This is a genomic window from Tessaracoccus caeni (genome assembly GCF_029211185.1).
GTDB classification, from domain to species: Bacteria; Actinomycetota; Actinomycetes; order Propionibacteriales; family Propionibacteriaceae; genus Arachnia; species Arachnia caeni.
Genome location: NZ_JARGDO010000005.1, coordinates 180015 through 206189, shown reverse-complemented (window position 1 = coordinate 206189; position 26175 = coordinate 180015). Strand labels below are relative to the sequence as shown.

Genomic DNA, 26175 nt, shown 5'->3' with positions numbered 1-26175 from the left:
ATGAGGGCTCCCACACTGTTAAGGTGGTAAGACCCCCAGTAGCCCACTGGGTGATAGGTCGGATGTGGAAGTGCTGCAAGGCATGGAGCTGACCGATACTAATAGGTCGAGGGCTTGTCTACAACACAACACATTCGTCATGGTTTGCATGGCTCGCGTTCACTATAAAATATCTGAAAACACACCCCCACCCCGAAGGTTTGGTGGTGGTTGGTTCCAAATTGAATAATTTGTTCCAAGAAATCGTTATACACGGTCGGAGCAAACCCACAGGTTTGTTTCGGTGGTCATAGCGGAGGGGAAATACCCGGTCTCATTCCGAACCCGGAAGTCAAGCCCTCCAGCGCCGATGGTACTGCAACTGGGAGGTTGTGGGAGACTAGGACACCGCCGGACACATAAACACAACGGCCCCGCACTTCGGTGCGGGGCCGTTGTGCTTTTCCGGAGACGTTCGGGGCGTCGATCGTTTTGTTTGGGTCGGCTTCTGCGAGAAGATAGGTCGCATGCCATACGAAGACAATCGCGAACACGAGAACAGGTCGCACGACCGCGGCCGCGACCGGGACCGGCCCCGCCGCGAGGGCGGGAGCGACGGTCAGCGGGGCGATGGTCGCAGTTCGTATGGCAGCCGCGACCGGAGGCCCTACGGCGATCGGGATCGGAAGCCGCACGGGGACCGCGATCGTAAGCCCTACCGCGAAGGCGAACGCCGCCCGTACCGTGGCGATGACGACCGGCCCCGTCGCGAGGGTGACCGTGACCGCAAGCCTTATGGCGATCGGGATCGTAAGCCTTATGGTGATCGCGAGCGTCGGTCCTTCGGTGACGGAGAGCGCCGTCCGTACCGTGAAGGCGATAGTCGGCCCCGTCGCGAGGGCGACCGTGACCGCAAACCGTATGGGGATAAGGATCGGAAGCCTTACGGCGACCGCGATCGCAAGCCCTACGGCGATGGGGATCGTAAGCCCTACCGCGAGGGCGAGCGCCGCCCGTACCGTGGTGACGACGATCGCCCCCGTCGCGAGGGTGATCAGGATCGCGGACGCCGGTCGTACGGAGACCAAGAGCGCCGGCCCTACGGAGATCGTGATCGCAAGCCTTATGGCGATCGTGACCGTAAGCCGTTCCGCGAGGGAGGTGAGCGTCGGTCTCGCGGAGATCGTGATCGGAAGCCGTATGGTGACCGCGATCGTAAGCCGTTCCGTGAGGGTGATAGTCGCCCGCGTCGCGAGGGTGACCGTGACCGGAAGCCCTACGGGGATCGCGACCGGAAGCCTTTCAGGGAGGGCGGGGAGCGGCGGTCTTACGCGGATCGCGAGCGTCCGTCGTATGGGGATCGTGAACGGAGGCCCTACGAAGAGCGTGAGCACAGGCGCGAGAACCTTCGCGACCCGGAGGACACCCGCAACTTCACGCCGGCCGCGGATGAGCCGCCATTGCCGGAGGGCTTCGTCGAGTCGGAGCTGCCCATCGGCGTGCGCGCGGAGTTGAAGGGCGTGTCGAAGGAACGCGCCGCTGAGGCGGGAGCTCATATCTGGGCTGCCGGCCAACTGATCGACGTCGACCCGGCGCTGGCATACCGGCACGCCGAGGCGGCCCGCAGGCGCGCTCCGCGCCTTCCCGTGACCCGCGAGGCGACAGCCGAGACGGCCTACGCCGCCGGCGAGTACGCCGTCGCGTTGCGGGAGTATCGGGCCATCCGTCGGATGACCGGCGGGGACGAGCTGATCCCGGTGCTCGCCGACTGCGAGCGCGCGCTGGGAAGGCCGCGCGACGCGCTGGAGCTCCTGGCCGAGTTGGATCCCCGCACGGCCAAGATCGAGCTGCGCATCGAGTGCCTGCTCGTCGAGGCCGGCATCCGTGACGACCTGGGCCAGCGCGCCGAGGCGAAGCGCCTTCTTCATGCCGCCATCTCCCGGAAGGTCGGCCCCCCGCTGTCACAGGCGCGCATGCGCTACGCCTACGCCGATCTGCTTGAGCGCGACGGCGACGCCGACGGTGCCCGAAAGTGGTTCGAGAGCGCCGGAGAACTCGATCGTGGGGCCATGCTCGACGTTGCGGATCGTCTGGCGGCGATCGACGGCATCGTGCTGCCCGACTTCGAGGAGGAGGAAGAGGAGCTTCCCGAGGTGGACGAGGATGGCGACGTGCTGCCGGAGATCGACGAGGACGGCGACCTGCTTCCCGAGGAGCAGGAGGTCGCAGAGTCGGAGGACGCCGAGGAGAGCGAGTCCGAGGAGGACGAGTCCGAGGAATCGTCCGCCGAGGACGCGGGACTCGACGAGACGGAATTCGAGGGTGAGGACTTCGGCGACGATGAGCTCGCCGAGATCGAGGCCGAAGTTGCCGAGCTATTGAAGGAAGACTGAATGAGCGCGCTGGCAGAGAGCTACGACGCGGCCCTGTTCGACCTGGACGGCGTGGTCTATCTGGGCCCCTACGCGATCGAGGGCGTCCCGGACGCCCTGGCTGAGCTGCGTGCCACCGGCGTTCGGCTGGGGTTCGTCACCAACAACGCGGCGCGCACCCCGGCGACGGTGGCCGAGCACCTGCGGGAGCTCGGGATCGATGCGTCGGAGACGGACGTGGTCAACTCCACCCAGGCCACCCTGCGGCTGCTGAGGCAGGATCTTCCGCACGGAGCCCGTATCCTCGCGGTGGGCACCGAGGCGCTCGTCGAACAGCTTCAGGGAGCCGGTTTCACGGTGGTGACGAGCCGTCACGACGAGCCGGTCGCCGTCGTCCAGGGCTATCACCCGGCGATCGAATGGCGGCAGCTCGATGATGCTGCGTTGGCGATCCAGGCCGGCGCCCAGTGGTACGCCACCAACCCTGATTTCACCAGGCCGGGCCCAGAAGGCCTGGTTCCCGGGTGCGGCGCGCAGGTGGGCGTGATCCAGCTGTGCGTCACCGTCACGCCGAAGATGGCGGGCAAGCCGTTCCGGCCGCTGCTCGACGAGACCGTCGCCCGGCTGGAGGCTGCGCATCCCTTGTTCGTGGGCGACCGGCTGGACACCGACATCCTCGGCGCTCACAACGTCGGCATGGACTCGCTCTTCGTGTTCACAGGAGCCCACGGGAAGGCCGATCTGGCGAGCGCGGCTCCCGACCATCGGCCCACGTTCATCGGCTCGAGTGTGGCGGCACTGCTGCAGCCCGCCCGCGAGGTGAGCGTGATGGCGGGGTTCGCGACCTGCCGCGGCCACGCCGTCGACGCGCTCAGCGGCGTGGTGCATGCTCAGTCGGTTCCGGACGATCTGGAGGGTCAGCTCGACGTCCTCTGGGCGGGCTTGAACCTCGCCTGGTCAGAGGGTGCCGACGTGGGTCCGCTCCTCGAGCGGCTCGACCTGGTGCGGTGATGAGCATCCCGGATCCGAGTTACGTCGCCGCGCAGCTGAAAGGGATTCTCTCGGGGCTGGACGACGTCGATCAGCTGCCCCTCGAGGAGCAGTACCGCCAGCTGGACGCCGCCCAACGCCAGCTGGCCGACATCTTGGTGGGCCCGACGGAGCCGGGACCGAAGCCCGGCCTCCGGTGAGGCTGGATCGCGCGCTGGCCGAACGTGGGCTCGCCCGCTCGCGCACCCATGCGGCGCGGTTGATCGAGGCGGGGCGGGTGACGGTCGACGGCCAGCCGGCACGTCGCGCGTCGCAGCCCGTCGGGCCGGAGGCCGTGCTCGCCGCGGAGGCCGAGGCCTGGGTTTCTCGGGCGGCCCACAAGCTCCTCGGCGCGCTCGAGGACTCCGAGACGGCGGTGCCGCGCCGCGTCCTCGACGCGGGGGCGTCGACGGGCGGGTTCACGCAGGTCTGCCTGGAGCGAGGCGCCGAGATCGTCTACGCGGTGGACGTCGGCCACGACCAGCTCGACCCCACCTTGCGAGATGACCCGCGCGTGGTGGTGCGGGAGGGACTGAATCTGCGCGACCTCACCCTCGCCGACCTCCAGGATGAACCCGTGGAGTTGATCGTCGGGGACGTGTCCTTCATCTCGTTGCGGCTGCTGCTCGCCCCGCTGGCCGACGTGCTGGCCCCGGACGGGGTGGCGTTGCTGCTCGTCAAGCCGCAGTTCGAGGTGGGGAAGTCTCGCCTGGGCGCCGGCGGGGTGGTACGGGATCCTGCGCTGCAGCGAGACGCCGTCGCGGCGGTCGTGGAGGCGGCATCAGAGGTCGGCCTGCGGTGCGACTGGCAGGGCCAGAGCCGTTTGCCGGGAACCAATGGAAACCTCGAGTTCTTCATCCGGCTGCGGCGCCTGCCGGCGCCGCTCGCTCCGGGAGCCTGCGAGCGCGACGACATGGCGAATAGGTAGTGTGGGGGCCGTGGACCGAAGCGTAGCCGTCATGGTGCATCCCGTGCGCCCCGATGCCTTGGCGGGGGCTGCACGTTTCGTCGCCGCCCTCGAAGGGTTCACGTGCCAGGTGTTCCCGGAGGATCTCGAGCGCTTGTCCGCGCTGGTGCCGGAAGCCGACATCGAACCGCTGTCCGACCGGCCGGCGGAGCTGGCCGTCGTCTTCGGAGGAGACGGCACGATCCTGCGCGGCGCGGAATGGGCGCTGCCGAGGGGCGTGCCGATGCTGGGCGTCAACCTTGGCCACGTCGGGTTCCTGGCGGAGCTCGAGCCGTCGGATATCGATGCCCTGAGCGGCGTGATCGAGGCCGGGGGGTACCGGGTCGAGGAGCGCTTCGTGTTGCGGGTCGAAGTGCATCGGGGCGAGACGAAGCAGTGGACGTCGTGGGCTGTCAATGAGGTCTCGATGGAGAAGCTGGCCAGGGAGCGGATGCTGAACGTGCTCGTCGGCATCGACAACCGCCCCCTCTCCACCTGGAACTGCGACGGGGTGCTCGTCTCGACGCCCACCGGCTCCACCGCGTACGGGTTCTCGGCCGGCGGCCCCGTGATCTGGCCGGACGTGCAGGCGATGCTCGTCGTGCCCTTGTCCGCGCACGCGCTCTTCGCTCGCCCGATGGTGCTGAGCCCCACCTCCGAGGTCACGCTCGACCTGCCCGAGTACTCGCAGCACGGCATCTTGTGGTGCGACGGCCGACGTAGCGTCGAGCTGGAGCCAGGGGATCGCGTCGTCGTCAATGCCCATGAGAGCAGGCTGCGCATCGCGCGCCTCTCAGAGCAGCCGTTCACCACCCGACTGGTGAAGAAGTTCGGGCTGCCCGTCAACGGGTGGCGTAGCCGAAGCGAGGCATGAGGCCGTGCTGAGCGAACTGCGGCTGAGCGCCTTCGGCGTGGTCGATGAGGCCGTCTTGGAACTCGGCCCCGGCCTCAACGCCCTGACCGGCGAGACCGGCGCTGGCAAGACCATGATCGTCTCCGGCCTCGGGCATCTGCTGGGCGCCCGCGCGGACTCGGGCATCGTGCGGCGGGGCGCCGAGCGCGCGACCGTCCAAGGCTTGTGGGAGGTGGGACCGCAGACCGTCGAGGCCGTCGCGGAGCTGGGCGGCGATACCGACGGCCCGGAACTCACCACGCTGCGTCAGGTGAGCGCGCAAGGCCGCTCCCGCGCGGTGGTGGGTGGTGCCGCGGTGCCGGTGTCGACGATGGCCGCGCTCCTGGGCGAGCTCGCGACGATCCATGGTCAGTCGGAGCAGGTGCGGCTCTCGTCGCCGGAGCGGCAGCGGGAGCTGCTCGACGCTCATGCGAGGCCGGCCGAACTGGCCCGCTATCGGGATGCCTACCGGCGACGGAAGGCGGCGGCCGAAGAGCTGGCGCGGCTGGAGGCCGAGGCTGATGCGCGCACCCGCGAGTCCGACATGCTGCGCTACGGTCTGGGCGAGGTCGACGGCATCGCGCCCCAGCCCGGTGAGGACGACCAGCTGGCGGCCGAGCAGCACCGGCTGATGGACTTGGACGAGCTGCGTCGCCTGGCCGGGCTCGCCGGGGGAGCGCTGAGTGGCCCAGAGGACGACCTGGACGTGCCGGGCGTCGCGTCGCTCGTCGGGCAGGCGCGCAAGGCGCTGACCCAGCTCGCGGACCTCGACCCCGCCGCCGAGACGCTGGCCTCCCGCGTCGAAGAACTGCAGGTGCTGGCCGACGACGTGGCCGCCGAGGTTGCCTCCTACGCAGCGGACCTCGTCGCCGACCCGTTGCGGTTGGAGGCGGTGGGGCAGCGTCGCGCCGAACTGGCCACGCTGACGCGCAAGTACGGCCGAACCATCGACGAGGTGCTGGCGTGGGCGGACAACGGCCGCCGGCGCCTGGAGGAGCTGGATGGCAGCGACGAGCGGATCGGGGAGCTGAGCACCCTCATCGATCGTCTCGACCAGGAACTCGCTGTGGATGCCGCAGCGATCTCCGCGGCTCGGCGTGCAGCCGCCGATGAACTGGCCGGACTCGTCGCGGCGGAGCTGCGCGCCCTCGCCATGCCGCACGCCCGACTGAGATTCGACGTGACCGAGGCGCCGATCGGTCCGCACGGCGCCGACCGCATCGAGTTGCTGTTCTCGGCCAACCCCGGCTCCGACCCTGCCCCGCTGGGCAAGGTCGCGTCGGGCGGCGAGCTGTCTCGGGTGCGGCTCGCGCTCGAGGTGGTGCTCGCGGGAGACGGGGGAGACCACACCTTCGTCTTCGACGAGGTCGATGCCGGCGTCGGCGGTGCCGTGGGCCTGGAGATCGGGCGCCGGCTGAGGCGCCTCGCCACGCGTTCGCAGGTGATCGTCGTCACCCACCTCGCGCAGGTGGCGGCCTTCGCCGATCAGCACTTCGTAATCGCCAAGGCCAGCGACGGGCAGATCACCACATCGGGCGTGCACAAGCTGGACGACGCGCAGCGGGAGGCCGAGCTGGCGCGGATGATGGGAGGCAGCTCCGACAGCGCCGCCGCGTTGCGTCATGCTGCCGAACTGCGGGCCGAGGCCGCGAACACATCTTGTAACAGCGCTGAAATCCCTGGGATATAGGCTGGCAGTCCGTGAAACGTACCGCTCGCGCCAAGCATATTTTCGTCACGGGAGGCGTCGTCTCCTCCCTCGGCAAGGGGCTCACGGCCTCCAGTCTCGGGAACCTCCTCGTCGCACGCGGGCTTCGCGTGACGATGCAGAAGCTCGATCCGTACCTGAACGTCGATCCGGGCACCATGAACCCGTTCCAGCACGGCGAGGTGTTCATCACCGAGGACGGCACCGAGACCGACCTCGACATCGGCCACTACGAGCGCTTCCTCGACGTGAACCTGTCGGGCCGCGCCAACGTCACCACCGGCCAGGTGTATTCCACCGTGATCGCCAAGGAGCGTCGCGGCGACTTCTTGGGCGATACGGTGCAGGTGATTCCGCACATCACCAACGAGATCCGCGACCGGATGCTCGAGATGGCCAGCGACGACGTCGACGTCGTCATCCACGAGATCGGCGGCACCGTCGGCGACATCGAGTCGCTGCCGTTCCTCGAGGCCGCGCGCCAGGTGCGCCACGTCATCGGCCGCGAGAACGTCTTCTTCCTGCACGTCTCGCTGGTGCCCTACATCGGGCCGTCGGGCGAGATGAAGACCAAGCCCACCCAGCACTCGGTGGCCGCGCTGCGCCAGGTGGGCATCCAGCCCGACGCCATCGTGTGCCGTGCGTCGCGCGAGGTGAGCAACGGCCTGAAGCGCAAGATCGCCATGATGTGCGACGTCGATGTCGAGGCCGTGGTGTCCTGCGCCGACGCGCCGTCGATCTACGCCATCCCCAAGGTGCTGCACGCGGAAGGCCTGGACGCCTACGTCGTGCGCCGGCTGAACCTGAGCTTCCGCGACGTCGACTGGACCAGCTGGAACGACCTGCTGCAGCGCGTGCAGTACCCGAAGCACCAGGTGACGGTGGCGCTGGTCGGCAAGTACATCGATCTGCCCGACGCCTATCTGTCCGTCAGCGAGGCGCTGCGGGCCGGCGGCTTCGCCCATCACGCCAAGGTGAACATCGTGTGGGTCCGCTCGGATGATTGCGACACCCCCGAAGGCGCGGCCAACGCGCTCGGCGACGTGGACGCGATCTGCGTGCCCGGCGGCTTCGGCATCCGCGGCGTCGAGGGCAAGCTGGGCGCACTGCGCTACGCGCGCGAACACCAGATCCCGACGCTGGGCCTCTGCCTCGGCCTGCAGTGCATGGTGATCGAGGCCGCACGGGGGCTGGCCGGCATCTCCGACGCCGTCTCCAGCGAGTTCGATCCGGAAGGCGCCAACCCCGTCATCGCCACCATGGCGGAGCAGGTCGACATCGTCGCCGGCGAGGGCGACATGGGCGGCTCGATGCGACTCGGCTCCTACCCTGCGGAGCTGGCTGACGGCTCGCTCGTGCGAGAGCTCTACGGCTCGGCGCACGTGACTGAGCGTCACCGCCATCGCTACGAGGTGAACAACGCCTACCGTGACCAGCTGGAGGCGGCGGGCCTGCGGATCTCCGGCACCTCGCCCGACGGCTCCCTGGTGGAGTTCGTCGAGCTGTCGCGCGATCAGCACCCGTTCTACGTCGCCACCCAGGCGCATCCGGAGCTCAAATCGCGCCCCACCAAAGCGCACCCGCTGTTCGCGGGACTGATCGGAGCGGCGCTCGCCGCACAGGAGGACCATCGATGATGCACGCCGACCGACGGATGAGCTGGCCCGTGACGAGCCGGGAGGTGCTCGGGAGGGGAGCCATCTCCGAGTTCGTCGAGGAGATCGTCCAGACGCCGTCGGGCGGCGAGATGGCCCGTCAGTTCGTCACCCATCCGGGGGCCGTCGCGATCGTGCCCTGGGACGAGGAGAGCGATCGGATCGCGGTGGTGCGCCAGTACCGTCACCCGGTGCGGATGGAGTTGGTGGAGATCCCCGCCGGCCTCCTCGATCACGAGAACGAGGACTACCGGGTTGCCGCGGAGCGCGAGCTCGCCGAAGAGGTGGAGCTGAAGGCCGGACGCTGGGACGTGCTGGTCGACATGGTGACCACACCCGGCGCCTGCGAAGAGTCCTTGCGCATCTTTCTCGCGCGAGACCTCACGCCCACCGCTCGCCCCGAGGGCTTCGAGCTGGAGGGCGAGGAGGCCGAGATGACCTGGGAGTTCGTGCCGCGCGCGGAACTCGTCGAACAGGTCTTCTCGGGTGGGTGCCAGAACCCCTCCCTGGTGGCTGGTCTGATGGCCCTGGAAACCGCGAGGCTCTCCGGTCGGCTTCCCGCCCTCCGTCCCGACGACGCGCCGTGGCCGATTCGGCAATGACCCCCGAGGACGTGCTGGGCCGCTACCTCGATCACATCCGGGTCGAGCGAGGCCTTGCCGTCAACACCGTCGCCGCCTACCGCCGCGACCTCACCGGCTATGTCGCCTTTCTCCAAGGCCGAGGCATCGCCGATCTCGGCGAGGTGGGCGAAGTGGACATCTCCGAATATGTCCGCGAACTGCACGCCGGATCAGCCGTGGCCAGCACCGCCCGACGGGTGGTGAGCGTGCGTTCGCTGCACCAGTTCGCCTTCGAGGAGGGGCTCACTCCTGGCAATCCTGCGAAGGACGTTCCGGTTCCGAAGCAGCCCCGGCTGCTGCCGAAGGCGCTGAGCGTCTCCGAGGTGGAGCGGCTGTTGGCGGCGCCCGATCGGGAGTCGCCCGTCGGGCTGCGCGATGCCGCGCTGCTGGAGCTGCTGTACTCGACGGGCGCCCGGATCTCGGAGCTGTGCGCGCTCGATGTCGACGATGCGACGTCGCTGCGCGCGGATCCTGAGGCTGGCTTACTGCTGCGCGGCAAGGGCGGCAAGGAACGTGTCGTGCCCGTCGGATCCTTCGCGCGCGAGGCGCTGGACGCGTACCTGGTGCGCGCCCGGCCCGAGTTGGCCAGGGCCGGTCGTGGTGAGGCGGCGCTGTTGCTGAACCTGCGTGGCCGACGGCTGAGCCGGCAGTCCGCGTGGGCGGTGCTCCGTGCGACAGCCGCCGCAGCAGGCATCCGCACCGAGATCTCCCCCCACACGATGAGGCACTCGTTCGCCACCCACCTGCTGGAGGGCGGCGCCGACCTGCGCGTTGTCCAAGAGCTGCTGGGCCACTCGTCGGTGGCGACCACCCAGATCTACACCTTGGTCACGGTCGACCAACTCCGTGAGGTCTACCAGATGGCTCACCCCAGGGCTACCGCTAAATTGGGGAGATGAACAAAGCGCGCAGGGTTCGGATCAAGGATGTGGCGGCCCGGGCGGGGGTGTCTCCGTCCACCGTGTCGGTCGTCCTGAACGACGTGCCCGCGCGGATCTCCTCGGCGACGGCAGAGGCGGTGCGCACCGCCGCGAAGGAACTGGGCTATCACCCCGATCTGAACGCCCGCAGCCTGAGGCGCAAGCAGACCCAGCTGATCGGGATGATCACGGACTCCGTCGTCACCACTCCCTACGCGCCCGGTCTGGTGCTGGGTGCGCAGGAGGCAGCATGGGAACGCCAGCACCTGATGCTCATCGCGAACACCGAACGCGACGCCGTGCACGAGGAGGAGGTCATCGAAGCGCTGCTCGCTCAGCGAGTGGCGGGTTTCCTCATCGCGGCGACGGCGCACGAGGCCTGGTCGGTGCCTCGGGCGCTGCACGATGTGCCGGTGGTGGGATTGAACGTCGAACTGGACGGTGCGCCGTCGTTCGTTCCGGACGAGTACGCGGGGGCCGAGGGACTGGCGAAGCTGCTGGTCGCGGCCGGGCATCGTCGCATCGCGCTGCTTCATGGCCGTTCCCGCTTCCCGGCAGCTGTGCTGCGCGCCGAGGCCCATGCGGATGTCACGCGTGCGGCCCAGTGCTACGACGGCCTCCTGGTCGCCTACCACGACCACGCCAGCGAGCTGGGGGACTCGGCGTTCGGGGAGCTGGCAGCGCTCCGGCTGCTCCGGCTGCCGGATCCGCCGACCGCGATCATGGCGTTCAACGACCGCATGGCCGTCGGGGTCTATCACGCGGCGCGCACCCTGGGGCTCAGCATCCCGGACGAACTGTCTGTCGTCGGGTTCGACAACCAGATCCTGGTGGCCGAGGAGTTGCGGCCGGGTCTCACCACCGTCGACCTTCCTCACCGCGAGCTGGGGTACCGGGCGACGTCTGCGCTCCTGGCTCTCCTGGAAGATCGACCGGAGGATGTCGAGGGTGGGGTTCTGCGGCTGCCCTGCCCGCTCGTCGAGCGCACCTCCGTGGCTTCGCCGCCGAGCGGTCGATAACGGAGAAATAACGATTTAGCAGCACTGTTGCGCTGCAAGCAGGCATGCTTTATCGTTTTGCTAAATCGATTCGGCACGCGGGAGTGCCATCGAAAAGCCGGCTGAGGCCGGAGAAAGGGCAACCGATATGCCGCGTTCTACATTCGTCAAGGTGGCGGCGCTCGCCGTCGCCGTCCCCCTCGCGCTGACGGCGTGCAGCAGCCAGGGAGGCAAGAAGACCCAGACCGAGGACGGAAAGACCGTCCTCAGCCTGTGGACCCACTCGGCCGGCAACGAGCTGGAGATGAACGTCATCAGCCAGATCGTCGATGACTTCAACGCTTCGCAGTCCGACTACGAGGTGCAGCGACAGGACTTCCCGCAGGATGCCTACAACGACTCGGTTCAGGGCGCTGCAGCCGCGAACCAGCTGCCGTGCATCCTGGACGTCGACGGCCCGATCATGCCGAACTGGGCGTGGAACGGCTGGCTCGTTCCCAGCGGCCTGACCGATGCGGACGTCGCCGACTTCCTGCCTGCCACCGTCGGCCGGTACAACGATCAGATCTACTCGATCGGCTACTGGGACGTGAACACCGTCCTGTTCGTGCGCAAGTCGGCTGTCGAGGCCGCCGGCGCCCGGATTCCGACCGTCGACGAACCCTGGACCAAGGCCGAGTTCAACGAGCTCCAGGACAAGATCAAGGCCTCCGGCGAATACGACTACGTCATCGACTACGGCCCGAGCTGGACGGGGGAGTGGTGGTCTTATGCCTACTCGCCGATTCTGCAGAGCTTCGGCGGCGACCTGATCGATCGCAACGGCTTCGCCACCTCCGACGGTGTGCTGAACGGCGCCGAGGGCCTCGAGTTCGCCACCTGGTTCCAGCGCCAGTTCGCTGAGGGATACGCGCCCAAGTCCAACGCCCAGGATCGCACCGAGTTCCTGGACGGCAAGGCCGCCATGCAGTGGAACGGTATCTGGGGCTACTCCGACAACATCGCGAAGTACCCGGATGATCTGCTCGTGGTTCCGCTGCCCGACTTCGGCGCGGGCTCCAAGTCCGGCGTCGGTTCGTGGCAGTACGGCTTGTCGAAGACCTGCTCCGAGGAGCAGCTCGCCGGGGGCCTGGCGTACCTGAAGTTCTCGATGGACGACAAGTACATCGCCCAGTTCTCCGACGCCACGTCGCTGATCCCCGCCACCGCGTCCGCGGCGGAAGCAACCACCAAGGGCTTCTTCGGTGAAGGCAAGCCCCTCGAGGTGGCCTACCAGATCAGCGAGAAGTACGGCCTGGCGCGTCCCGCCACCCCCGCCTACCCCGTGATCAGCCAGGTGTTCGAGAAGAACATCTCCGACCTTGTCAACGGCACCGAGCCGCAGAAGACCCTCGATCAGATGGTCAGCGAGATCGATGCTGACATCAAGTCGGCGGGCTACAACAACGGCTGAGTGCGACGCGGGGCCGGCGTCACGCCCGGCCCCGCTCGTCTCGCTCCCAAGAAGGAGAAATGATGTCGGCGACCAACGTCGCGCGCCGCGTGAGTAAAGCGGCACGCCAAGAGAGGAACGCAGGGTGGGCTTTCATCACCCCCGCGTTGATCCTCCTGATCTTGTTCTTCGTGATCCCCGTCGTGATGTCCTTCACGCTGGGTTTCACCAACGCTCGTCTGGGCTCGGCTGCCGCGTCGCAGTTCGTGGGCTTCGACAACTTCGTCCGCGCGCTCGCGAATGATCCGACGTTCTGGGACGCGCTGCGCAACATCGCGATCTTCGTGCTGTTCGTGGTGCCCATCCAGGGCGGGCTGGGATTGCTCCTTGCCATCCTGATCAACCAGAAGCTCCGTGGCATCACCGCCTTCCGGGTGATGTTCTTCATGCCGGTGGTCACCTCCATGGTCGTGGTGTCCATGCTGTGGCGTTTCATGTACCAGAAGGACGGCCTGATCAACGCGATCTTCGGCTTCAACGTCGACTGGCTCAACGATCCGTCGACAGCGATGCCGGCGGTGATCGTGATGTCGATCTGGCAAGGTGTCGGCTTCCACATGATCCTGTGGCTCTCCGGCCTGCAGACGATCAACCTCGACCTCTACGAGGCGGCATCCATCGACGGCGCCAGCAACTGGGAGCAGTTCAAGAACGTGACGCTGCCCGGTCTCAGGCCCACCTTCGTGTTCATCCTGATCACCATCACGATCGCGGCGTTCTCGTTGTTCACGCAGATCGACGTGATGACCAGCGGTGGCCCGGCGAACGCGACGACGACTCTCGTCTACCACATCATCCAGATGGGGTCGGGCCGAGGTGATGTGGGCTACGCGTCCGCGCTGTCGCTGATCTTCTTCCTGATCGTGCTGACGATCACGCTCATCCAGCGCAAGCTCACCAAGGAGGACTGAGCATGACCGCAACAGCTGCCGCTCGCGCACCCAAGAAGTCCACGGGCAAGGATCCGAACGCCGGAAAGAAGTGGACCTACGTTCCGCTCGTCCTTCTCGCGCTGACCTTCGTCCTGCCGCTTCTGTTCATGATCTCGTCGAGCTTCAAGCCGCGAATGCAGATCCTCGAAGACCTCACCACCTGGCGGGCGTTCTTCCCCGTCGGCGAGCTCTCGATGGACAACTACGTCGGCGTGTTCGATCGCGTCCCCGTGGCTCAGTTCTTCTTCAACTCGCTGGTGGTGACCGTCGCCATCGTGGTGCTGGGCCTCTTCATCAACTCGATGGCCGGCTTTGCCCTGGCTCGGCTCAGCTTCAAGGGACGCGGCGTCATCCTCGGCGCCATCATCGCCACCTTGATCGTGCCTTTCGAGACCTTCGCGATCCCTATGGTCTACTGGGTCTCCCAGCTACCGCGGGTGGCGTTGTACAGCGACGGGTTCGCGCTGGAGTCCGGATGGAGCAACTCCTACGAGGTGCTGATCATCCCGTTCATCGCCAACGCGTTCTCCATCTTCCTGTTCACGCAGTACTTCCAGTCGATCCCGAAGGAGATCGACGAGGCCGCTCGCGTCGACGGGGCCAGCTGGTTCCGGATCTACCGTTCCGTCATCGCACCGCTCGCCGGGCCGGCGTTCGCCACCTCCGCCATCCTCACCTTCCTGCCGCAGTGGAACTCCTACCTGTGGCCGCTGTTGGTGATCCAGGAGGAGTCGATGCGTCCCGTGCAGGTGGGCATGCGGTACTTCTTCGCGAGTGGAACGGCGGAGGGCACGCCTTGGGGTCAGATCATGGCGTACACCACGATGATCACCATCCCGGTCGTGATCGTGTTCCTCCTGTTCCAGCGAGCCTTCATCTCCTCGATCGCCTCCTCTGGTGTGAAGGGCTGAGCGGTTCTGAAACCCGTGTCGGGGCTGCGTCGCCTGTGCGACGCAGCCCCGTGTCATATCCATCGTCGTTGTCTCACCGCTCGTTAGAAAGGCGGCCATGTCCACCCTCCCGTCCTGTCCGGACCATCCTGATCGCAGTTTTCCGCGCCTTCATCCCCGGCCGGCCAAGGGCTGGTTGAACGATCCCAATGGCATCCACCACGTCGATGGCCGGTGGCACGTGTTCTTCCAGTACAACCCCGACTCCGCTCGGCACGATCGGATCGTGTGGGGGCAGGTGAGCTCGGCGGATCTCCTGAACTGGACCGAGGAGGGGATCGCGATCGCTCCTCAGCCGGGGACCGGCGACGAGTTCGGCTGCTGGACCGGGGTGGGGGTGCTCGACGACGGCGTGCCGATCCTGCTCTACTCGGGCGTGCGCGACGATTCGGGGCGATCCGAGGTGATGCTCGCTCGTCGTGAGGGCGATCGGTTCCAGCAGAGCCCGCACGTGGTGGCGCCGATGCCCGACGATGCGTCGGTGGTCATCGTGCGCGACCCGTTCGTGTTCGAGGTCGAGGGACGGCGCTGGGGCATTCAGTGCGGCGGCCTCGCATCGGGGGAGCCCGCCGTGCTGCTCTACGACGCGGCTGACCTCACGTCCTGGAAATATCAGGGGTTGCTGCTCGACGGGACCGACGAGGTAGCCGCGACGTTGCCGCCGGCCAACGCGTGGGAATGTCCGCAACTGGTACCCGTCGGCGACGAGTGGGTGCTGATCGTGTCCTTCTGGGTTGCTGGCGAGTTGACCGGAACGGGCTATCTGCTCGGTTCCTTGGAGGTCCGCGACGGGCTGCCGAGATACGAGCCGCGAGTGGCCGGCCTTCTCGACGACGGCCCGAGCTTCTACGCGCCGCAGGCGGTGCGGGCGGGCGGCGCGGATGGTGATCCGGAACGCGTCCTGCTGTGGGGGTGGGCCAGGGAGGCCACCACCGAGGGCGTCCGTGAGCGCAGCGCGGAGGATGCGGATATCGTCGGCTGGTCCGGGATGCTGACCAGCGTGCGCGAGCTCGTCGTCGACGGCGACGTGGTGCGTACGGTGCCGGCTCGCGAGCTGGTGCAGCTGCGCGGTGAACTGCTCGTCGGCGAGTTGGGGCGGTTGCGTGGTGAGTCGTTCACCGGCGATATGCTGCCCGACCAAGCCGAGGCGGTGCTCAGCGGCACCGGGGCGGCAGAGCTTCGCCTAGCGGCTGACGGCGAGCCCGGCCAGCTAGTCTGGCGGGGCGAGCTGTCTGGCGGAACAACCCGGATCCTGCTCGACGCCTCCTTGATCGAGGTCTTCCCCGAGGGTGCGACTTCCACGACACTACGGGTCTACCCGGCTGACGGCGAGTCCTATCGCCTCATCGTCGGCCCGGGTGTCCGCGCCGAGGCCTGGCGGCTTCGCCTGCCCGAGTAGCGACTGCCTGTTCGCGGTGTTCAGTCTCGCCAATCGTGTAGCGGACGCTATGCGGACACGCGAGAAGGGAACCTAGTCGAAGCCTCCTTCTTCCCCTCCACCGTGGAGGGAGCCGTGAGTCAGCAGAGCAGGGGCTGGGGTGCGGGTTTTGCGGTGGTGGGGCTGCCTCCGGTCAGGATGTCGGGTTGGGGTAGGAGTGTGATCTTGGCCATTCCCGGTCTCGTCAGGACGGGCTTCTTCGTTCTCGGATCGAAGCCGATCTGCCATTTGGTGGTGGGATCGTCCCCATCCCGGGGCTCGACCAGCCCATGATGATGGCCGCACAACAACACCAGATTCCCCAGGCTGGTGGGGCCGCCATGTTTCCACGGGATCACGTGGTGCGCGTCGCATTCCGCGTCCGGCACCGTGCACGACGGGAACACGCATGTGCCGTCACGGACGGAGAGGGCTCGGCGGATGGCGGGGGTGACGAACCGGTAGGTGGTGCCGACATCCAGGATCTCGGAATCACCACCGAGGACGACGGGGATGATGTTGGCGTCGCAGAGAAGTCGGCGGAGTTCACCGGCAGGGATCTTGCGCCCAGAGGCTAACACCCCTGCCGCGTGGGCTTTCGCGTAAAGGTCTGTCTCTTTGATGGTCACGATCACCGTCGCGCGGGGACGAGCCCGCCGTCCAGTTTGTGGTTCTTCGGCGAGTTGGGTGAGGGCGTCGGCGTAGCGTTGCTCCCTGGTGACCTCACGCCCGACAGAGTTGCTGGGCTTGTCGCGTTCTGCTCGTTTCCCAGCCGCTACTACCTGGTGGAGGGTGTTGAGCAGGGGTTCTGCTTCGAGGTGCGGGAGTGATCCGCGGAACCAGATCGAGCCTTCATTGTCGTCGCCGTAGGTGAAGGAGCGCCGGCGTAGTGCGATACGACGCTGCTCCGCCAAGATCTTGTCCTCATCCGCTGGGGAGGGAACCAACTCCGGAGCCACCCGACGTAGCGCTTCCTTGGCCCTGGTGGGTAGCTCACTCGGCACGGTGTGGGTGGCCTCCTCTACCAGGAGTCCGGTGATCTTTTCTGCTTGGGCACGGGTGAGATCCGAAGGTAGCTCCTTCATCGCTTTGACCACACCCCGCGCATGCTCCGTGCTGATCGTGCCGTCGAGAACGGCTTTGCTGACGGCAGGGTTCCTTGCGAGGTCTCTGCCTTGGAAGATCGCCCGGTTCGCGTCTTTGCCATCCCGATGCTCGGTCTGCGCGATCAACGTGTTCAGTGGTGTGCGGGTGACCAGGATCGCGGCGTTCCTTCGTTCCGTCGTCGCGGTCAGCATCGCTGCCAACCCCGTTACCCGATCGGCGATCTTGCGGGCTTGCCACAACAGCTCCAGTAGTTCGGGTTCGGGCAGCACATCCCACTCGGTGGGGTTGATGACAGCCAACCATCCGGTGATGGCTTCAAGGGCCTCGCCGGTGGTGGTTCGTGTCGTCGTTTCCATACCCAGAACGCTACAGACAGGGTCTGACAAAACCGAACGCATGTACGATACGGACAACACCTTGGCAGGAACGGGCAACACCTACGTCCTGTCGGGCAATACCTGGCCGGGTTCAGGCAACACTTCGGGCAAAACGGGCAACATCTTTGTGTGGTCGAGCGACGTCGATGTGCCGCCGTGGTGAGGGGGGATCGTGCCGGCACCTTTGACTTCGCCATGTCTCGTAGGGTTGCTGCTTGCCGGCATGGTCGCGGAAGTGCGCGGTTCAGCGCGATGCACGCGGAGGATCCGCTGTCGAGTGCCGTAGCGGGACAGGCGAGGGAGTCGGGAGGGTTGCCCCAGTGCGGTTCCGCCGACCTGCCAAAGGTGTTGCTCAAGAACCGCTAGCCGATCGTGTAGACGAATCCGCGATCCGTCTCGACCAGTCCTGTCATGTACTCCTGCGCACGAGGCAGGTAGGAAACCGCGTAGTCGATGTCCTCCTCCTTCACATGCCAGTTATCGATGTGGGGTCGCAGTAGTCCCGCGAACTGCTCCGGCGTGATCTTGTTCAGGTCGAGTGCGATCTCCACCACGTCATCGGGTGGGATTGGTCGGACCCAGCGGTCGTAGCCGGTGAGGGGGTCGGCGAATGTCACGTTGCCCTCGAACATCCGGTATGCGGCTCTCGAAGTGTGCTCTGGCGACGGCGGTGAGGTTACGAGTTGGAAGTATCGCCATGCCTTGTCGAGGTACAACATGTCGCACTTGGGGACCGCCTGCTCGTAGAGCCCATGAGCGACCGTGAAGCCGTGCGGAAGGCCCCACGCATCGGCGAGTGGGTCGTCGGACAAGAAGTCGCGAGGATTGGCGAGTGCCTGCTCGGTGTCGTTGCGATCGAACGCATATGCGTAGTACCTGATTCCCATGCCCTGATCGTCACTGAATGGTGCTGCCGAGGGAAGGGCCAACTGCCAACCTGTGGATAACTCCGCGTGGGATGCGTGAATAGGTCGCCCTTGGGTAGCGAGGTTGGATCCGTCAGCGTTCACGGTGTTTTGCGGTTTGCCAGGTTCTGTACGTCAGCATGCTGGCATACAGAACCTGGCAAACGGCCAGAGCGGCCCAAGACTGACATCCAGAACCTGGGAGATCTCCACGTCTGACGGGGTTAGCCTCACTGGGGGCCCAAAGACTAGGCCGAGCGTCTTCCTGTCCAGTTCGTCATCGAGGCGCATAGGCGCTCGTAGCGGCAGTTGACCCGATCCGTCACACGACGGACCTGACCACCGGACCTGACCACGAGTCCCTACGAATGGTCGCGACCTTTCGAGGCTCGGCCGCAGGCGGCCTCACGCCTCAAGGAGCGCAGGGGGCAGGCGGCCTCACACCTCAAGGAGCGCGGCGGGATCGCGTCGTGTGTGGCGGGGCGCGGGGGATAAGATGTCGACAAAACGACGCGAGGGAGAAGCGATGGCTGACGACGGGCTGTTCGACGTGGAGGAGGGGCCCGTGATCGGGCCGACGGGGAGGCCGCTTCCCGACTTCCCGGAACCGCTGCCGCCAGACCCCAACCGTCGTCGCGCGGTGATCGTCTCGATGTGCAACCAGAAGGGTGGCGTGGGCAAGACCACCACCACCATCAACCTCGGCGCCGCTCTGGTGGAGACCGGGCGCAAGGTGCTGCTGGTCGACTTCGACCCGCAGGGCTCGCTGTCCGTGGGCCTCGGCATCAACCCCCACACCCTGGATCGCAGCATCTACAACCTGCTGCTGACGCGCGAGTTCACCCCCGACGAGGTGATCCAGCCCACCGTCGTGCCCGGGCTGGACATCCTGCCCAGCAACATCGACCTGTCCGCCGCCGAGGTGCAGCTGGTCAGCGAGGTGGCGCGCGAGCAGACGCTGCACCGGGTGCTCGCCAAGCTGCGCAGCTCCTACGACTACATCCTGGTGGACTGTGCGCCCAGTCTCGGCCTGCTCACCATCAACGCGCTCACCGCCAGCGACTACGTGATCATGCCGCTGGAATGCGAGTTCTTCGCGCTGCGCGGCATCGCGCTGCTCACCGACACCATCTCCAAGGTGCAGGACCGGCTGAACCCGGAGCTCGAGGTGCTGGGCATCCTCGGCACCATGTACGACGCCCGCACCATCCACACCCGCGAGGTGCTGGAGCGGGTCGTCGAGGCGTTCGGTGATCAGGTGTTCCACACCGTCATCCGGCGCACCATCAAGTTTCCCGAGACCACGGTGGCGGGGGAGCCCATCACCACCTACGCCAGCACCTCGCCGGGCGCCGGCGCCTACCGTCAGCTGGCGAGGGAGGTGCTGCTGCGGTGTCAGAGCCGGTGACGAAGAAGGCGAAGGCATCGTCCAAGCGCGCGGCCCTGCCGGGGGCGTCGGAGCTCTTCCGACCCACCAGGCCCGCGCCCGATACCGACGCCGCGCCCGAGGCGGCCCAGCTGGCCGCGAGCGGTCGGGTGAAGCACACGCAGAAGATCACGGTGTATTTCTCCGACGACGAGCTGCTGGCGCTCGAGGAAGCCAAGCTGCAGTTGCGTCGGCACGGAGTGAAGGCCGACCGCGGCCGGCTTGTGCGGACCGCCGTCGCCCTCGCCTTGCGTGACTTCGCCGAGCGCGGCCCGGATGGCGCCTTGGTGCAAGAGCTGACGTGAGCCAGGCCGCCCCGCAGCCGAAGGTTCAGGGCTTCGACGTTCACCTGACCAACTTCGAGGGCCCCTTCGACCTGCTGCTGCAGCTGATCTCGCGGCGGGAACTGGACGTCACCGAGGTGGCGCTGTCCCAGGTGACCGACGAGTTCATCGCCCACATCCGGGCCGCTGGGTCGGGCTGGGGACTGGAGCAGACCAGCTCGTTTCTGGTGGTCGCGGCCACCCTGCTCGACCTCAAGAGCGCCCGGCTGCTGCCCGGTGGCGAGGTCAGCGACCCGGAGGACGTCGCCGCGCTGGAGGCCCGCGACCTCCTCTTCGCGCGCCTCCTTCAGTACCGCGCCTTCAAGGCGGTCTCCGCCTGGGTGGCGGCGACCATGGCCGAGGCCGGCAAGTCCCACTACCGGCCGGGCGGGCTCGAGCCGCAGTTCCGCTCCGTGCTGCCCGAGGTGGAGCTGCGGATCACCCCGGAGGATCTGGCCCGACTGGCCGCGGCGGCCATGACGCCCGCCCCGGTGCCGCACGTCGAGGTGGGGCACCTGCACACCAGCAACGTCAGCCTGCAGGAACAGGTGAGCGTGATCGCGGCGCGGCTGCGCCGGGAGGGTGCGCTCACCTTCCGGGCTCTCGTCGACGGCTGCGACAAGCTCACCGTCGTGGTGCGCTTCCTCGCCGTGCTGGAGCTGTTCCGCGCCCAGCAGGTGGCGGTCGAGCAGCTCACCCCGCTCGGCGACCTCACCGTGCGGTGGAGCGGCCGCGACGACGCGACCATCGAAGTGGTCGACGACTACGGACCCGACACGGAAGGGGAATCCCGATGAGCTTGACGCGTCCGTTGGAGGCCATCCTGCTGATGGCCACCGAGCCCGTGCCCACCGCCGAACTCGCGGCCATCCTCGACGTGCCCGTTGACCTCGTCGAGGAGGAGCTGCGCGCGATCGGCGCCTTCTACCGGGCCCACGAGCGGGGCATCCGACTGCTTGCTGTGGCAGGTGGATGGCGGTTCGCCACCGATCCCGATCAGGACGCGCTCATCGAGTCGTGGTTGGTGAGCGAACAGCGTGCGAAGCTCAGTCAGGCCGCGCTGGAGACCCTGGCCGTGATCGCCTATCTGCAGCCCGTCTCGCGCGGCCGGATCGCGGGCATCCGGGGCGTCAACGTCGACGGCGTGGTCAAGACCCTGCTGGTGCGAGGCCTGATCCAGGAAGCGGGCGAAGACCCCGTCACGGGGGCGGCGACGTTCGGCACCACGTCGCTGTTCCTGCAGAAGCTGGGCCTGAACGAGCTGTCGGAGTTGCCCGATTTAGCTCCTTTGCTGCCCGACGCCGTAGCCTTGGAAGCCGAACTGGGCCAGCTGGCCCAGGCCGCAGAGCCGGAGGAAAAGCATGAGTGAGGAAGGCGTGCGCCTGCAGAAGGTGCTGGCCGCAGCCGGGGTGGCGTCGCGCCGCGCCGCCGAGATCCTGATCGACGAGGGCCGTGTCGAGGTCAATGGCGAGGTGGTCATCGAGCAGGGACGACGGGTCAACCCCGCCACCGACCACATCCGCGTCGACGGCGCCCGGATCCCGCCCGCCCGCAACCACCGCTACCTGGTGCTGAACAAGCCGCGCGGCGTCGTAGCGAGCATGGATGATCCCGAGGGACGCCCCTGTCTGGCCGACTACCTGCCCCGGGGCAAGGAGCGACTGTTCCACGTCGGCCGCCTCGACACGCCGACCGAAGGCCTGATCATCCTGACCAACGACGGCGACTTCGCGCATCGCCTGGCCCACCCGTCGTACGAGGTGCCGAAGACCTACCTGGTGGAGGCCGCCGGCGTGATGGACAACAAGACGCTGCGTCGCCTGGAGAAGGGCGTCACGCTCGAGGACGGCCCCATCAAGGCCGACAAGGTGCAGCTCAAGGCTCGCGGCCAAGACCGCACGTTGCTGGAGATCACCATTCACTCCGGTCGCAACCGGATCGTGCGTCGCATGATGGACACCGTGGGGCACCCGGTCGATCGGCTGTCCCGGATCGGAATCGGTCCGGTCCGGCTGCGCAACCTGCCGATGGGAGAGAGCCGCGACCTCACCCGCGAGGAGCTCGGCGCCCTGTTCGATCTCGTCAAGATGTAGTAAGAGGTTCCGCAGGTAGGTGGTGCCGTAGCGAGGACGTGCTGGATGGATGATCTGGCAAGACGGAGAACGAAACTGCCATTGGGTATGCCAGTGAGTTCGACAACGAAGCCAGGTCGCCAGCCAGTGCGCCGCAGTAGGCGCCACCTACCTGCGGAATCCCTAAGGTAGGATTCCCCGGTGGTCTTGTCACTGAAGCCCTTGTTGCGCACCCTCACCGTCGGCGCGGTCTCCGTGTCGCTCGCACTGCTTTCGGCATGTACGCCGTCGGAGGCCGATCCCACCGAGTCGCCATCCGCATCGGTGTCGGCGTCGTCGTCGCCCAGCCCAACGGTGACGATCGAACCGTCCGCCAACCTCGACGGCATCACGGTCTCGGACGAGGACGTGCCCCAGGTGACCGTCCCCGCGCCGTGGGCGATCGGCTCGACGCAGTCCACCGTGCTGCGCGAGGGCGGCCCGCAGCTGCTCGACGACGACTCGGTCATCACCATCCGCTACGCCGGCTACAACGGCCGCACGGGCGAGCAGTTCGATGGCAACTTCGATCAGGACCAGCCGCTGACCTTCCCCATCGGCATGTTCGTGCCCGGATTCACCAGCTCCCTAGTGGGCAAGGCCGTGGGGTCGCGCGTGCTGATGGGCATCGCCGCCGACGACGGCTACCCGGACGGTCAACCCGCCGCGGGCATCGAGCCCGGAGATTCTCTGGTGTTCGTCGTCGACATCGTCGCAGCCAACTTCTCGGAGGCGACCGGCGAGCCCGTGGCCCCGGAGAAGGGCCTGCCGTCCGTCACGATGAACGACGACGGCCCGCAGCTCTCGATCTCCAAGGACGACAAGGCGCCCTCGAAGCTGAAGGTCGCCACCCTGATCAAGGGCCCCGGCGCCGAGGTCACCAAGGACAGCTCGGTGCAGGTGCGCTTCCGCACCTGGAACTACGACGGCGCGAAGCTGATTGAGGACGCCTGGTCCCAGCCTCAGACCGGCGCGGTGTCGGAGCTCATCGAGGGCTGGATCAAGGGCGTCCCCGGCCAGACCGCCGGCTCCCGCGTGCTGCTCGTCGTGCCGCCCGACCTCGCCTACCCGAACGGACGCAAGGAAAAGGACGGCAACCCCGCGATCGCGGCCGGCCAGACCCTGGTCTACGTGGTCGACATCCTGGACGTGCAGAACCTGTAGTCCGCTTCTGTCTACCTGACCTGCAACGTGGCGCCGTCCCAGACGGCGCCACGTGCCATGTCCGGGGGATAGGCGCCGGGCATGGCGGCGAGGGCTTCGTCCGGGGTCCGGCAGGGGCCGAGACGCAGTGACCCGCACAGGAGGGCCATCACGTCGGAGCTGCTGAGGCCGCGGGCGTGGAGCTCGGCCAGCGTGACCGCGCCGTCGCGTTTGGCGAGTCTCACGCCCTTCTCGTTCACCACCAGGCCGGCGTGTGCGTAACGCGGTGGCGTCCCACCCAGCCGGGTGGCGAGCCATGCCTGACGAGGTGCACTGGAGAGCAGATCGTCTCCCCGGGTGACGTGGGTCACGCCCATCGCCAGGTCGTCGACGACCACCGCGAGGTTGTAGGCCGCCTGGCCGTCGCCGCGAACCAGCACGAAGTCGTCCACCACACCCGACACGTCGCCCGCGAAGGCGTCGGTCACCCGCCAGGTGACACCGTCGGCCCGAACCCGGATTGCGGCGGGGCGCTCCGCGCGCCGACGTTGACGCTCGGCCGCGCTGAGGTCGCGACAGGTGCCGGGATAGGGGCGGTAGCCGTCGTCGTGCGGGGCCGAGGCCGCCTCGGCGATTTCGCGTCGGGTGCAATAGCACTCGTAGGTGTCTTCCTCGAGCGAGGCGATCGCGTCCCGGTACAGATCCAGGCGCTCCGACTGGAGCACCACCTCGCCGTCGAAGTCCAAGCCCAGCTCGGCGAGATCGGCCAGCTGGCTGGCCGCTCCGGCTCGGAAAGCGCGCACTCGGGCAGCATCGAGATCCTCGACGCGCATCAGCCATCGGCCGCCGCTCCGGCGCGCCGCGAGCCAGCCCGCCACCGCGGTGCGAAGATTGCCCAGATGCAGGTCCGAAGTGGGGCTGGGCGCATAGCGGTCGATGTGCATCCGCCCATGATGCCAGCGGGTAGCCTGACCATGAGGAAGAAGGTGTGCGGCGACGATGACCAGGGCGAAGTCAGAGCGGTTGATGAACCTGCTGATCATGCTGCTCTCCACTCGACGCTACGTCACCCGCGACGAGATCCGCTCGGCCATCGACGGCTACAACGGCACCTCCGAGGGTGCCTTCGAGCGCCAGTTCGAGCGTGACAAGGACGAACTGCGCGGCCTCGGCATCCAGATCCAGACCGGCAGCAACGACCCGCTCTTCGGCGACGAGGAGGGCTACCGGATCGAACGAGCGGACTTCGAGCTGCCCCCGATCAGCTTCACTCCGGAGGAGCGGGCAGTGCTGTCGGTGGCCGGGCGCGTCTGGCAGGACCAGGTGGCAGCCGACAGCACGGCGCGCGCCTTCGAGGCCCTCAGGGCCGTGGGAGCCGAACCCGATCTGTCCCAGATGCCCATGCTGCAGCCCCGCATCGACGGCGACGACCCCGGTTTCGCGGAGCTCCTCGCCGCGGTGACGGCGCGGCAGCTCGTCCGCTTCGACTACGCCGGGCGACGACGCACGGTGCAGCCCTGGCGGCTCTATCAACGCAGGGGCCGCTGGTACCTGCTGGCCTTCGACGCGGACGCCTCGGCGGTGCGGCACTTCAAGCTGTCCAGGCTCCAGTCGGAAGCCGGACCGATCGGGCGGCCAGGAGCGTTCGAGGTGCCCCACGACGCCGACCTGCTCACCAGCCACTCGTGGGGCGAGGAGACCGCGGTGGTCGCGCTGGCCGACGATGCCCCACCGGAGCTGCTGGCCTCGGGGGAGCCGATCGACGGGGAGAGTGGGCTGCCCGAGGGCTTCGTCGCCTACCGGATGACTCGGCCGTCGTTGGAGGCCCTCGCCCAGGACGTGTGCGCGGCAGGAGCGACGGCGATCGCGCTGGATCCGCCAGAGTTCAGGCAGCACGTGATCGACCGGCTCACCGCGATCGCGAAGGGGGCGGGAGCATGACCTCGCAGGAACAACTCGCCCGGATGCTGCGCCTGGTTCCCTACCTGCGAGGTCGCCAAGGGGTCACCGTCAACGAGGTGGCCAAGGACTTCGGGGTGAGCGCCACCACCGTGCTCTCCGATCTGACCGTGCTCCAGTTCTGCGGCCTGCCCGGCGGCTATCCCGACGATCTGTTCGAGGTCGACATCGACGCCGCCCGCGAGGAAGGCGTCATCTATCACTTCCAGAACGCGGACGTGCTCAGCCGGCCGTTGCGGCTGCGCCCGGCCGAGGCGGCCAGCCTGATGGCGGCCCTGGAGGTGGTCGTGGAGCTGGCCGGTGACGACGGCGCGGCAGAGAGCGCGCTCGACAAGCTGCGGGAGGCTGTGGGCGAGTCGCGGCCGTCGGTGGTGGTCGACGTCGACTCCGGGCAGCCCGGAGTGCGGGCAGCCCTTCTCTCCGCCATCGAAGCACAGCAGGCGGTGGTGCTGACCTATCGCAAGCCGGGACAACGGGGAAGCGCTCAGGTGGACGTCGAACCTGCCCGGTTGCGCACCGACGGTGGCTTCGGCTACCTCGACGCGTGGAGCAGGCCGCGCCAGGCCTGGCGGAGCTATCGGCTCGACCGGATCGAGAGGGTCGAGGCGCTCGATGAGGCCTTCGAGGCGCGCGATCCGGGGGAGATCTCCTGGTTCCAGGACGTGGCGACCGCGATCACGCTCGTCGTCGGTCCGGAAGCGGAATGGATCGCCGAGTACTACCCGTGCCGGTCGGTGCAACGCACCGAGCACGGGCTCGAGGTGACCCTTCCCGTGGCGTCGGGGTCGTGGGCGAGGGCCTTGCTGCTTCGTTTGGGCCCCGGTGTGCGGTCTTGTTCCGACGCCGAACTGCTCCGTGCGACGACCGCGGAGGCCCTCGGGGCGTTGAAACGGTATGCACTCGGGTAGGGT

26 protein-coding genes and 2 rRNA genes are annotated in these 26175 nt (G+C 67.4%); 25 read left to right on the top strand and 3 right to left on the bottom strand.

Annotation, left to right across the window (positions count from 1 at the left end):
- The 16 genes from P0D62_RS06725 to P0D62_RS06650 all read left to right on the top strand — a co-directional run.
- Positions 1-122 (top strand): 23S ribosomal RNA (locus P0D62_RS06725); the annotation flags it as partial.
- Between the two features lie 157 nt (positions 123-279).
- A 5S ribosomal RNA gene (rrf, locus tag P0D62_RS06720) occupies positions 280-396 on the top strand.
- 1043 nt (positions 397-1439) lie between these two features.
- Positions 1440-2372 carry a tetratricopeptide repeat protein gene (locus P0D62_RS06715; RefSeq protein ID WP_275701855.1) on the top strand — a complete coding sequence of 311 codons (933 nt, stop codon included), beginning with the start codon at positions 1440-1442 and terminating at the stop codon, positions 2370-2372.
- On the top strand, positions 2373-3362 hold the full coding sequence (locus tag P0D62_RS06710; RefSeq protein WP_275701854.1) for an HAD-IIA family hydrolase: 990 nt from the start codon (positions 2373-2375) through the stop codon (positions 3360-3362).
- Complete coding sequence (locus tag P0D62_RS06705; protein ID WP_275701853.1) at positions 3362-3541, top strand: hypothetical protein; 180 nt, start codon at positions 3362-3364, stop codon at positions 3539-3541. Before P0D62_RS06710 ends, P0D62_RS06705 begins: the two co-directional genes overlap by 1 nt.
- A complete protein-coding gene (locus P0D62_RS06700) occupies positions 3538-4308 on the top strand; it encodes a TlyA family RNA methyltransferase (protein ID WP_275701852.1) in 771 nt (256 codons plus the stop codon). The genes P0D62_RS06705 and P0D62_RS06700 overlap by 4 nt, the downstream gene beginning before the upstream one ends.
- A 1-nt stretch (position 4309) precedes the next feature.
- Positions 4310-5200, top strand: a complete 891-nt coding sequence (locus tag P0D62_RS06695; RefSeq protein WP_275701851.1) for an NAD kinase — start codon at positions 4310-4312, stop codon at positions 5198-5200.
- A 4-nt stretch (positions 5201-5204) separates the two neighbouring features.
- A complete protein-coding gene (gene recN, locus P0D62_RS06690) occupies positions 5205-6908 on the top strand; it encodes a DNA repair protein RecN (protein WP_275701850.1) in 1704 nt (567 codons plus the stop codon).
- A gap of 11 nt (positions 6909-6919) precedes the next feature.
- Positions 6920-8563 carry a CTP synthase gene (locus P0D62_RS06685; protein ID WP_275701849.1) on the top strand — a complete coding sequence of 548 codons (1644 nt, stop codon included), beginning with the start codon at positions 6920-6922 and terminating at the stop codon, positions 8561-8563.
- Complete coding sequence (locus P0D62_RS06680; RefSeq protein WP_406708234.1) at positions 8563-9183, top strand: NUDIX domain-containing protein; 621 nt, start codon at positions 8563-8565, stop codon at positions 9181-9183. Before P0D62_RS06685 ends, P0D62_RS06680 begins: the two co-directional genes overlap by 1 nt.
- Positions 9180-10103 (top strand): site-specific tyrosine recombinase XerD, encoded by a 924-nt coding sequence (gene xerD, locus P0D62_RS06675; RefSeq protein WP_275701861.1) that lies wholly within the window; start codon positions 9180-9182, stop codon positions 10101-10103. The genes P0D62_RS06680 and xerD overlap by 4 nt, the downstream gene beginning before the upstream one ends.
- A complete protein-coding gene (locus P0D62_RS06670) occupies positions 10100-11143 on the top strand; it encodes a LacI family DNA-binding transcriptional regulator (protein ID WP_275701847.1) in 1044 nt (347 codons plus the stop codon). Before xerD ends, P0D62_RS06670 begins: the two co-directional genes overlap by 4 nt.
- Before the next feature lie 127 nt (positions 11144-11270).
- On the top strand, positions 11271-12575 hold the full coding sequence (locus P0D62_RS06665; RefSeq protein ID WP_275701846.1) for an ABC transporter substrate-binding protein: 1305 nt from the start codon (positions 11271-11273) through the stop codon (positions 12573-12575).
- A 62-nt stretch (positions 12576-12637) separates the two neighbouring features.
- Positions 12638-13525: a carbohydrate ABC transporter permease gene (locus tag P0D62_RS06660; RefSeq protein ID WP_275701845.1), complete on the top strand. Its 888-nt coding sequence runs from the start codon at positions 12638-12640 to the stop codon at positions 13523-13525.
- Positions 13526-13527: 2 nt separating this feature from the next.
- A complete protein-coding gene (locus P0D62_RS06655) occupies positions 13528-14457 on the top strand; it encodes a carbohydrate ABC transporter permease (protein WP_275701844.1) in 930 nt (309 codons plus the stop codon).
- Between the two features lie 97 nt (positions 14458-14554).
- Entirely contained in the window at positions 14555-15895 is a 1341-nt protein-coding gene (locus tag P0D62_RS06650; protein ID WP_275701843.1) for a glycoside hydrolase family 32 protein, read from the top strand.
- 119 nt (positions 15896-16014) lie between these two features.
- On the opposite strand, the gene P0D62_RS06645 is transcribed toward P0D62_RS06650, so the two are convergent.
- Positions 16015-17376 carry an HNH endonuclease signature motif containing protein gene (locus tag P0D62_RS06645; RefSeq protein ID WP_275701842.1) on the bottom strand — a complete coding sequence of 454 codons (1362 nt, stop codon included), beginning with the start codon at positions 17374-17376 and terminating at the stop codon, positions 16015-16017.
- A gap of 40 nt (positions 17377-17416) precedes the next feature.
- Here P0D62_RS06645 and P0D62_RS06640 point away from each other — a divergent pair, with 40 nt between their 5' ends.
- Complete coding sequence (locus P0D62_RS06640) at positions 17417-17560, top strand: hypothetical protein (RefSeq protein ID WP_275701841.1); 144 nt, start codon at positions 17417-17419, stop codon at positions 17558-17560.
- A 199-nt stretch (positions 17561-17759) separates the two neighbouring features.
- Here the strand turns inward: P0D62_RS06640 and P0D62_RS06635 are convergent, their stop codons facing one another.
- Positions 17760-18284: a hypothetical protein gene (locus P0D62_RS06635; protein ID WP_275701840.1), complete on the bottom strand. Its 525-nt coding sequence runs from the start codon at positions 18282-18284 to the stop codon at positions 17760-17762.
- Between the two features lie 544 nt (positions 18285-18828).
- Between P0D62_RS06635 and P0D62_RS06630 the strand changes: the two genes are divergently transcribed.
- The 6 genes from P0D62_RS06630 to P0D62_RS06605 all read left to right on the top strand — a co-directional run bounded on the left by P0D62_RS06630 (position 18829) and on the right by P0D62_RS06605 (position 23326).
- A complete protein-coding gene (locus P0D62_RS06630; RefSeq protein WP_275701839.1) occupies positions 18829-19710 on the top strand; it encodes a ParA family protein in 882 nt (293 codons plus the stop codon).
- Positions 19695-20033, top strand: coding sequence for a hypothetical protein (locus tag P0D62_RS06625; protein ID WP_275701838.1), 339 nt, complete (start codon positions 19695-19697; stop codon positions 20031-20033). The genes P0D62_RS06630 and P0D62_RS06625 overlap by 16 nt, the downstream gene beginning before the upstream one ends.
- Positions 20030-20848, top strand: coding sequence for a segregation and condensation protein A (locus P0D62_RS06620; RefSeq protein ID WP_275701837.1), 819 nt, complete (start codon positions 20030-20032; stop codon positions 20846-20848). Before P0D62_RS06625 ends, P0D62_RS06620 begins: the two co-directional genes overlap by 4 nt.
- On the top strand, positions 20845-21420 hold the full coding sequence (gene scpB / locus P0D62_RS06615; RefSeq protein ID WP_275701836.1) for an SMC-Scp complex subunit ScpB: 576 nt from the start codon (positions 20845-20847) through the stop codon (positions 21418-21420). The genes P0D62_RS06620 and scpB overlap by 4 nt, the downstream gene beginning before the upstream one ends.
- Positions 21413-22144, top strand: a complete 732-nt coding sequence (locus P0D62_RS06610) for a pseudouridine synthase (protein WP_275701835.1) — start codon at positions 21413-21415, stop codon at positions 22142-22144. Before scpB ends, P0D62_RS06610 begins: the two co-directional genes overlap by 8 nt.
- A 180-nt stretch (positions 22145-22324) precedes the next feature.
- On the top strand, positions 22325-23326 hold the full coding sequence (locus tag P0D62_RS06605; protein WP_275701834.1) for an FKBP-type peptidyl-prolyl cis-trans isomerase: 1002 nt from the start codon (positions 22325-22327) through the stop codon (positions 23324-23326).
- An 11-nt stretch (positions 23327-23337) separates the two neighbouring features.
- Here the strand turns inward: P0D62_RS06605 and gluQRS are convergent, their stop codons facing one another.
- The gene (gene gluQRS, locus P0D62_RS06600; RefSeq protein ID WP_275701833.1) at positions 23338-24348 is read right to left on the bottom strand and encodes a tRNA glutamyl-Q(34) synthetase GluQRS; all 1011 of its coding nucleotides are present in this window, start codon (positions 24346-24348) and stop codon (positions 23338-23340) included.
- Between gluQRS and P0D62_RS06595 the strand changes: the two genes are divergently transcribed.
- A complete protein-coding gene (locus tag P0D62_RS06595; RefSeq protein ID WP_275701832.1) occupies positions 24305-25246 on the top strand; it encodes a helix-turn-helix transcriptional regulator in 942 nt (313 codons plus the stop codon). The two genes, gluQRS and P0D62_RS06595, sit on opposite strands and share 44 nt — an antisense overlap.
- Entirely contained in the window at positions 25243-26172 is a 930-nt protein-coding gene (locus tag P0D62_RS06590) for a helix-turn-helix transcriptional regulator (protein ID WP_275701831.1), read from the top strand. The genes P0D62_RS06595 and P0D62_RS06590 overlap by 4 nt, the downstream gene beginning before the upstream one ends.
- Positions 26173-26175 lie beyond the last annotated feature (3 nt).

Excerpts from the sequence above, each read along its gene's own strand:
- P0D62_RS06640 (WP_275701841.1), top strand. The coding sequence starts at position 17,417 with ATGTACGATACGGACAACACCTTGGCAGGAACGGGCAACACCTACGTC.
- P0D62_RS06710 (WP_275701854.1), top strand. The coding sequence starts at position 2,373 with ATGAGCGCGCTGGCAGAGAGCTACGACGCGGCCCTGTTCGACCTGGAC.
- P0D62_RS06610 (WP_275701835.1), top strand. The coding sequence starts at position 21,413 with ATGAGTGAGGAAGGCGTGCGCCTGCAGAAGGTGCTGGCCGCAGCCGGG.
- P0D62_RS06590 (WP_275701831.1), top strand. The coding sequence starts at position 25,243 with ATGACCTCGCAGGAACAACTCGCCCGGATGCTGCGCCTGGTTCCCTAC.
- scpB (WP_275701836.1), top strand. The coding sequence starts at position 20,845 with ATGAGCTTGACGCGTCCGTTGGAGGCCATCCTGCTGATGGCCACCGAG.
- P0D62_RS06650 (WP_275701843.1), top strand. The coding sequence starts at position 14,555 with ATGTCCACCCTCCCGTCCTGTCCGGACCATCCTGATCGCAGTTTTCCG.
- P0D62_RS06665 (WP_275701846.1), top strand. The coding sequence starts at position 11,271 with ATGCCGCGTTCTACATTCGTCAAGGTGGCGGCGCTCGCCGTCGCCGTC.
- gluQRS (WP_275701833.1), bottom strand. The coding sequence starts at position 24,348 with ATGATCAGCAGGTTCATCAACCGCTCTGACTTCGCCCTGGTCATCGTC.
- P0D62_RS06645 (WP_275701842.1), bottom strand. The coding sequence starts at position 17,376 with ATGGAAACGACGACACGAACCACCACCGGCGAGGCCCTTGAAGCCATC.
- xerD (WP_275701861.1), top strand. The coding sequence starts at position 9,180 with ATGACCCCCGAGGACGTGCTGGGCCGCTACCTCGATCACATCCGGGTC.
- P0D62_RS06630 (WP_275701839.1), top strand. The coding sequence starts at position 18,829 with ATGGCTGACGACGGGCTGTTCGACGTGGAGGAGGGGCCCGTGATCGGG.
- P0D62_RS06680 (WP_406708234.1), top strand. The coding sequence starts at position 8,563 with ATGCACGCCGACCGACGGATGAGCTGGCCCGTGACGAGCCGGGAGGTG.
- P0D62_RS06655 (WP_275701844.1), top strand. The coding sequence starts at position 13,528 with ATGACCGCAACAGCTGCCGCTCGCGCACCCAAGAAGTCCACGGGCAAG.
- P0D62_RS06635 (WP_275701840.1), bottom strand. The coding sequence starts at position 18,284 with ATGGGAATCAGGTACTACGCATATGCGTTCGATCGCAACGACACCGAG.
- P0D62_RS06670 (WP_275701847.1), top strand. The coding sequence starts at position 10,100 with ATGAACAAAGCGCGCAGGGTTCGGATCAAGGATGTGGCGGCCCGGGCG.
- P0D62_RS06705 (WP_275701853.1), top strand. The coding sequence starts at position 3,362 with ATGAGCATCCCGGATCCGAGTTACGTCGCCGCGCAGCTGAAAGGGATT.
- P0D62_RS06660 (WP_275701845.1), top strand. The coding sequence starts at position 12,638 with ATGTCGGCGACCAACGTCGCGCGCCGCGTGAGTAAAGCGGCACGCCAA.
- P0D62_RS06595 (WP_275701832.1), top strand. The coding sequence starts at position 24,305 with ATGACCAGGGCGAAGTCAGAGCGGTTGATGAACCTGCTGATCATGCTG.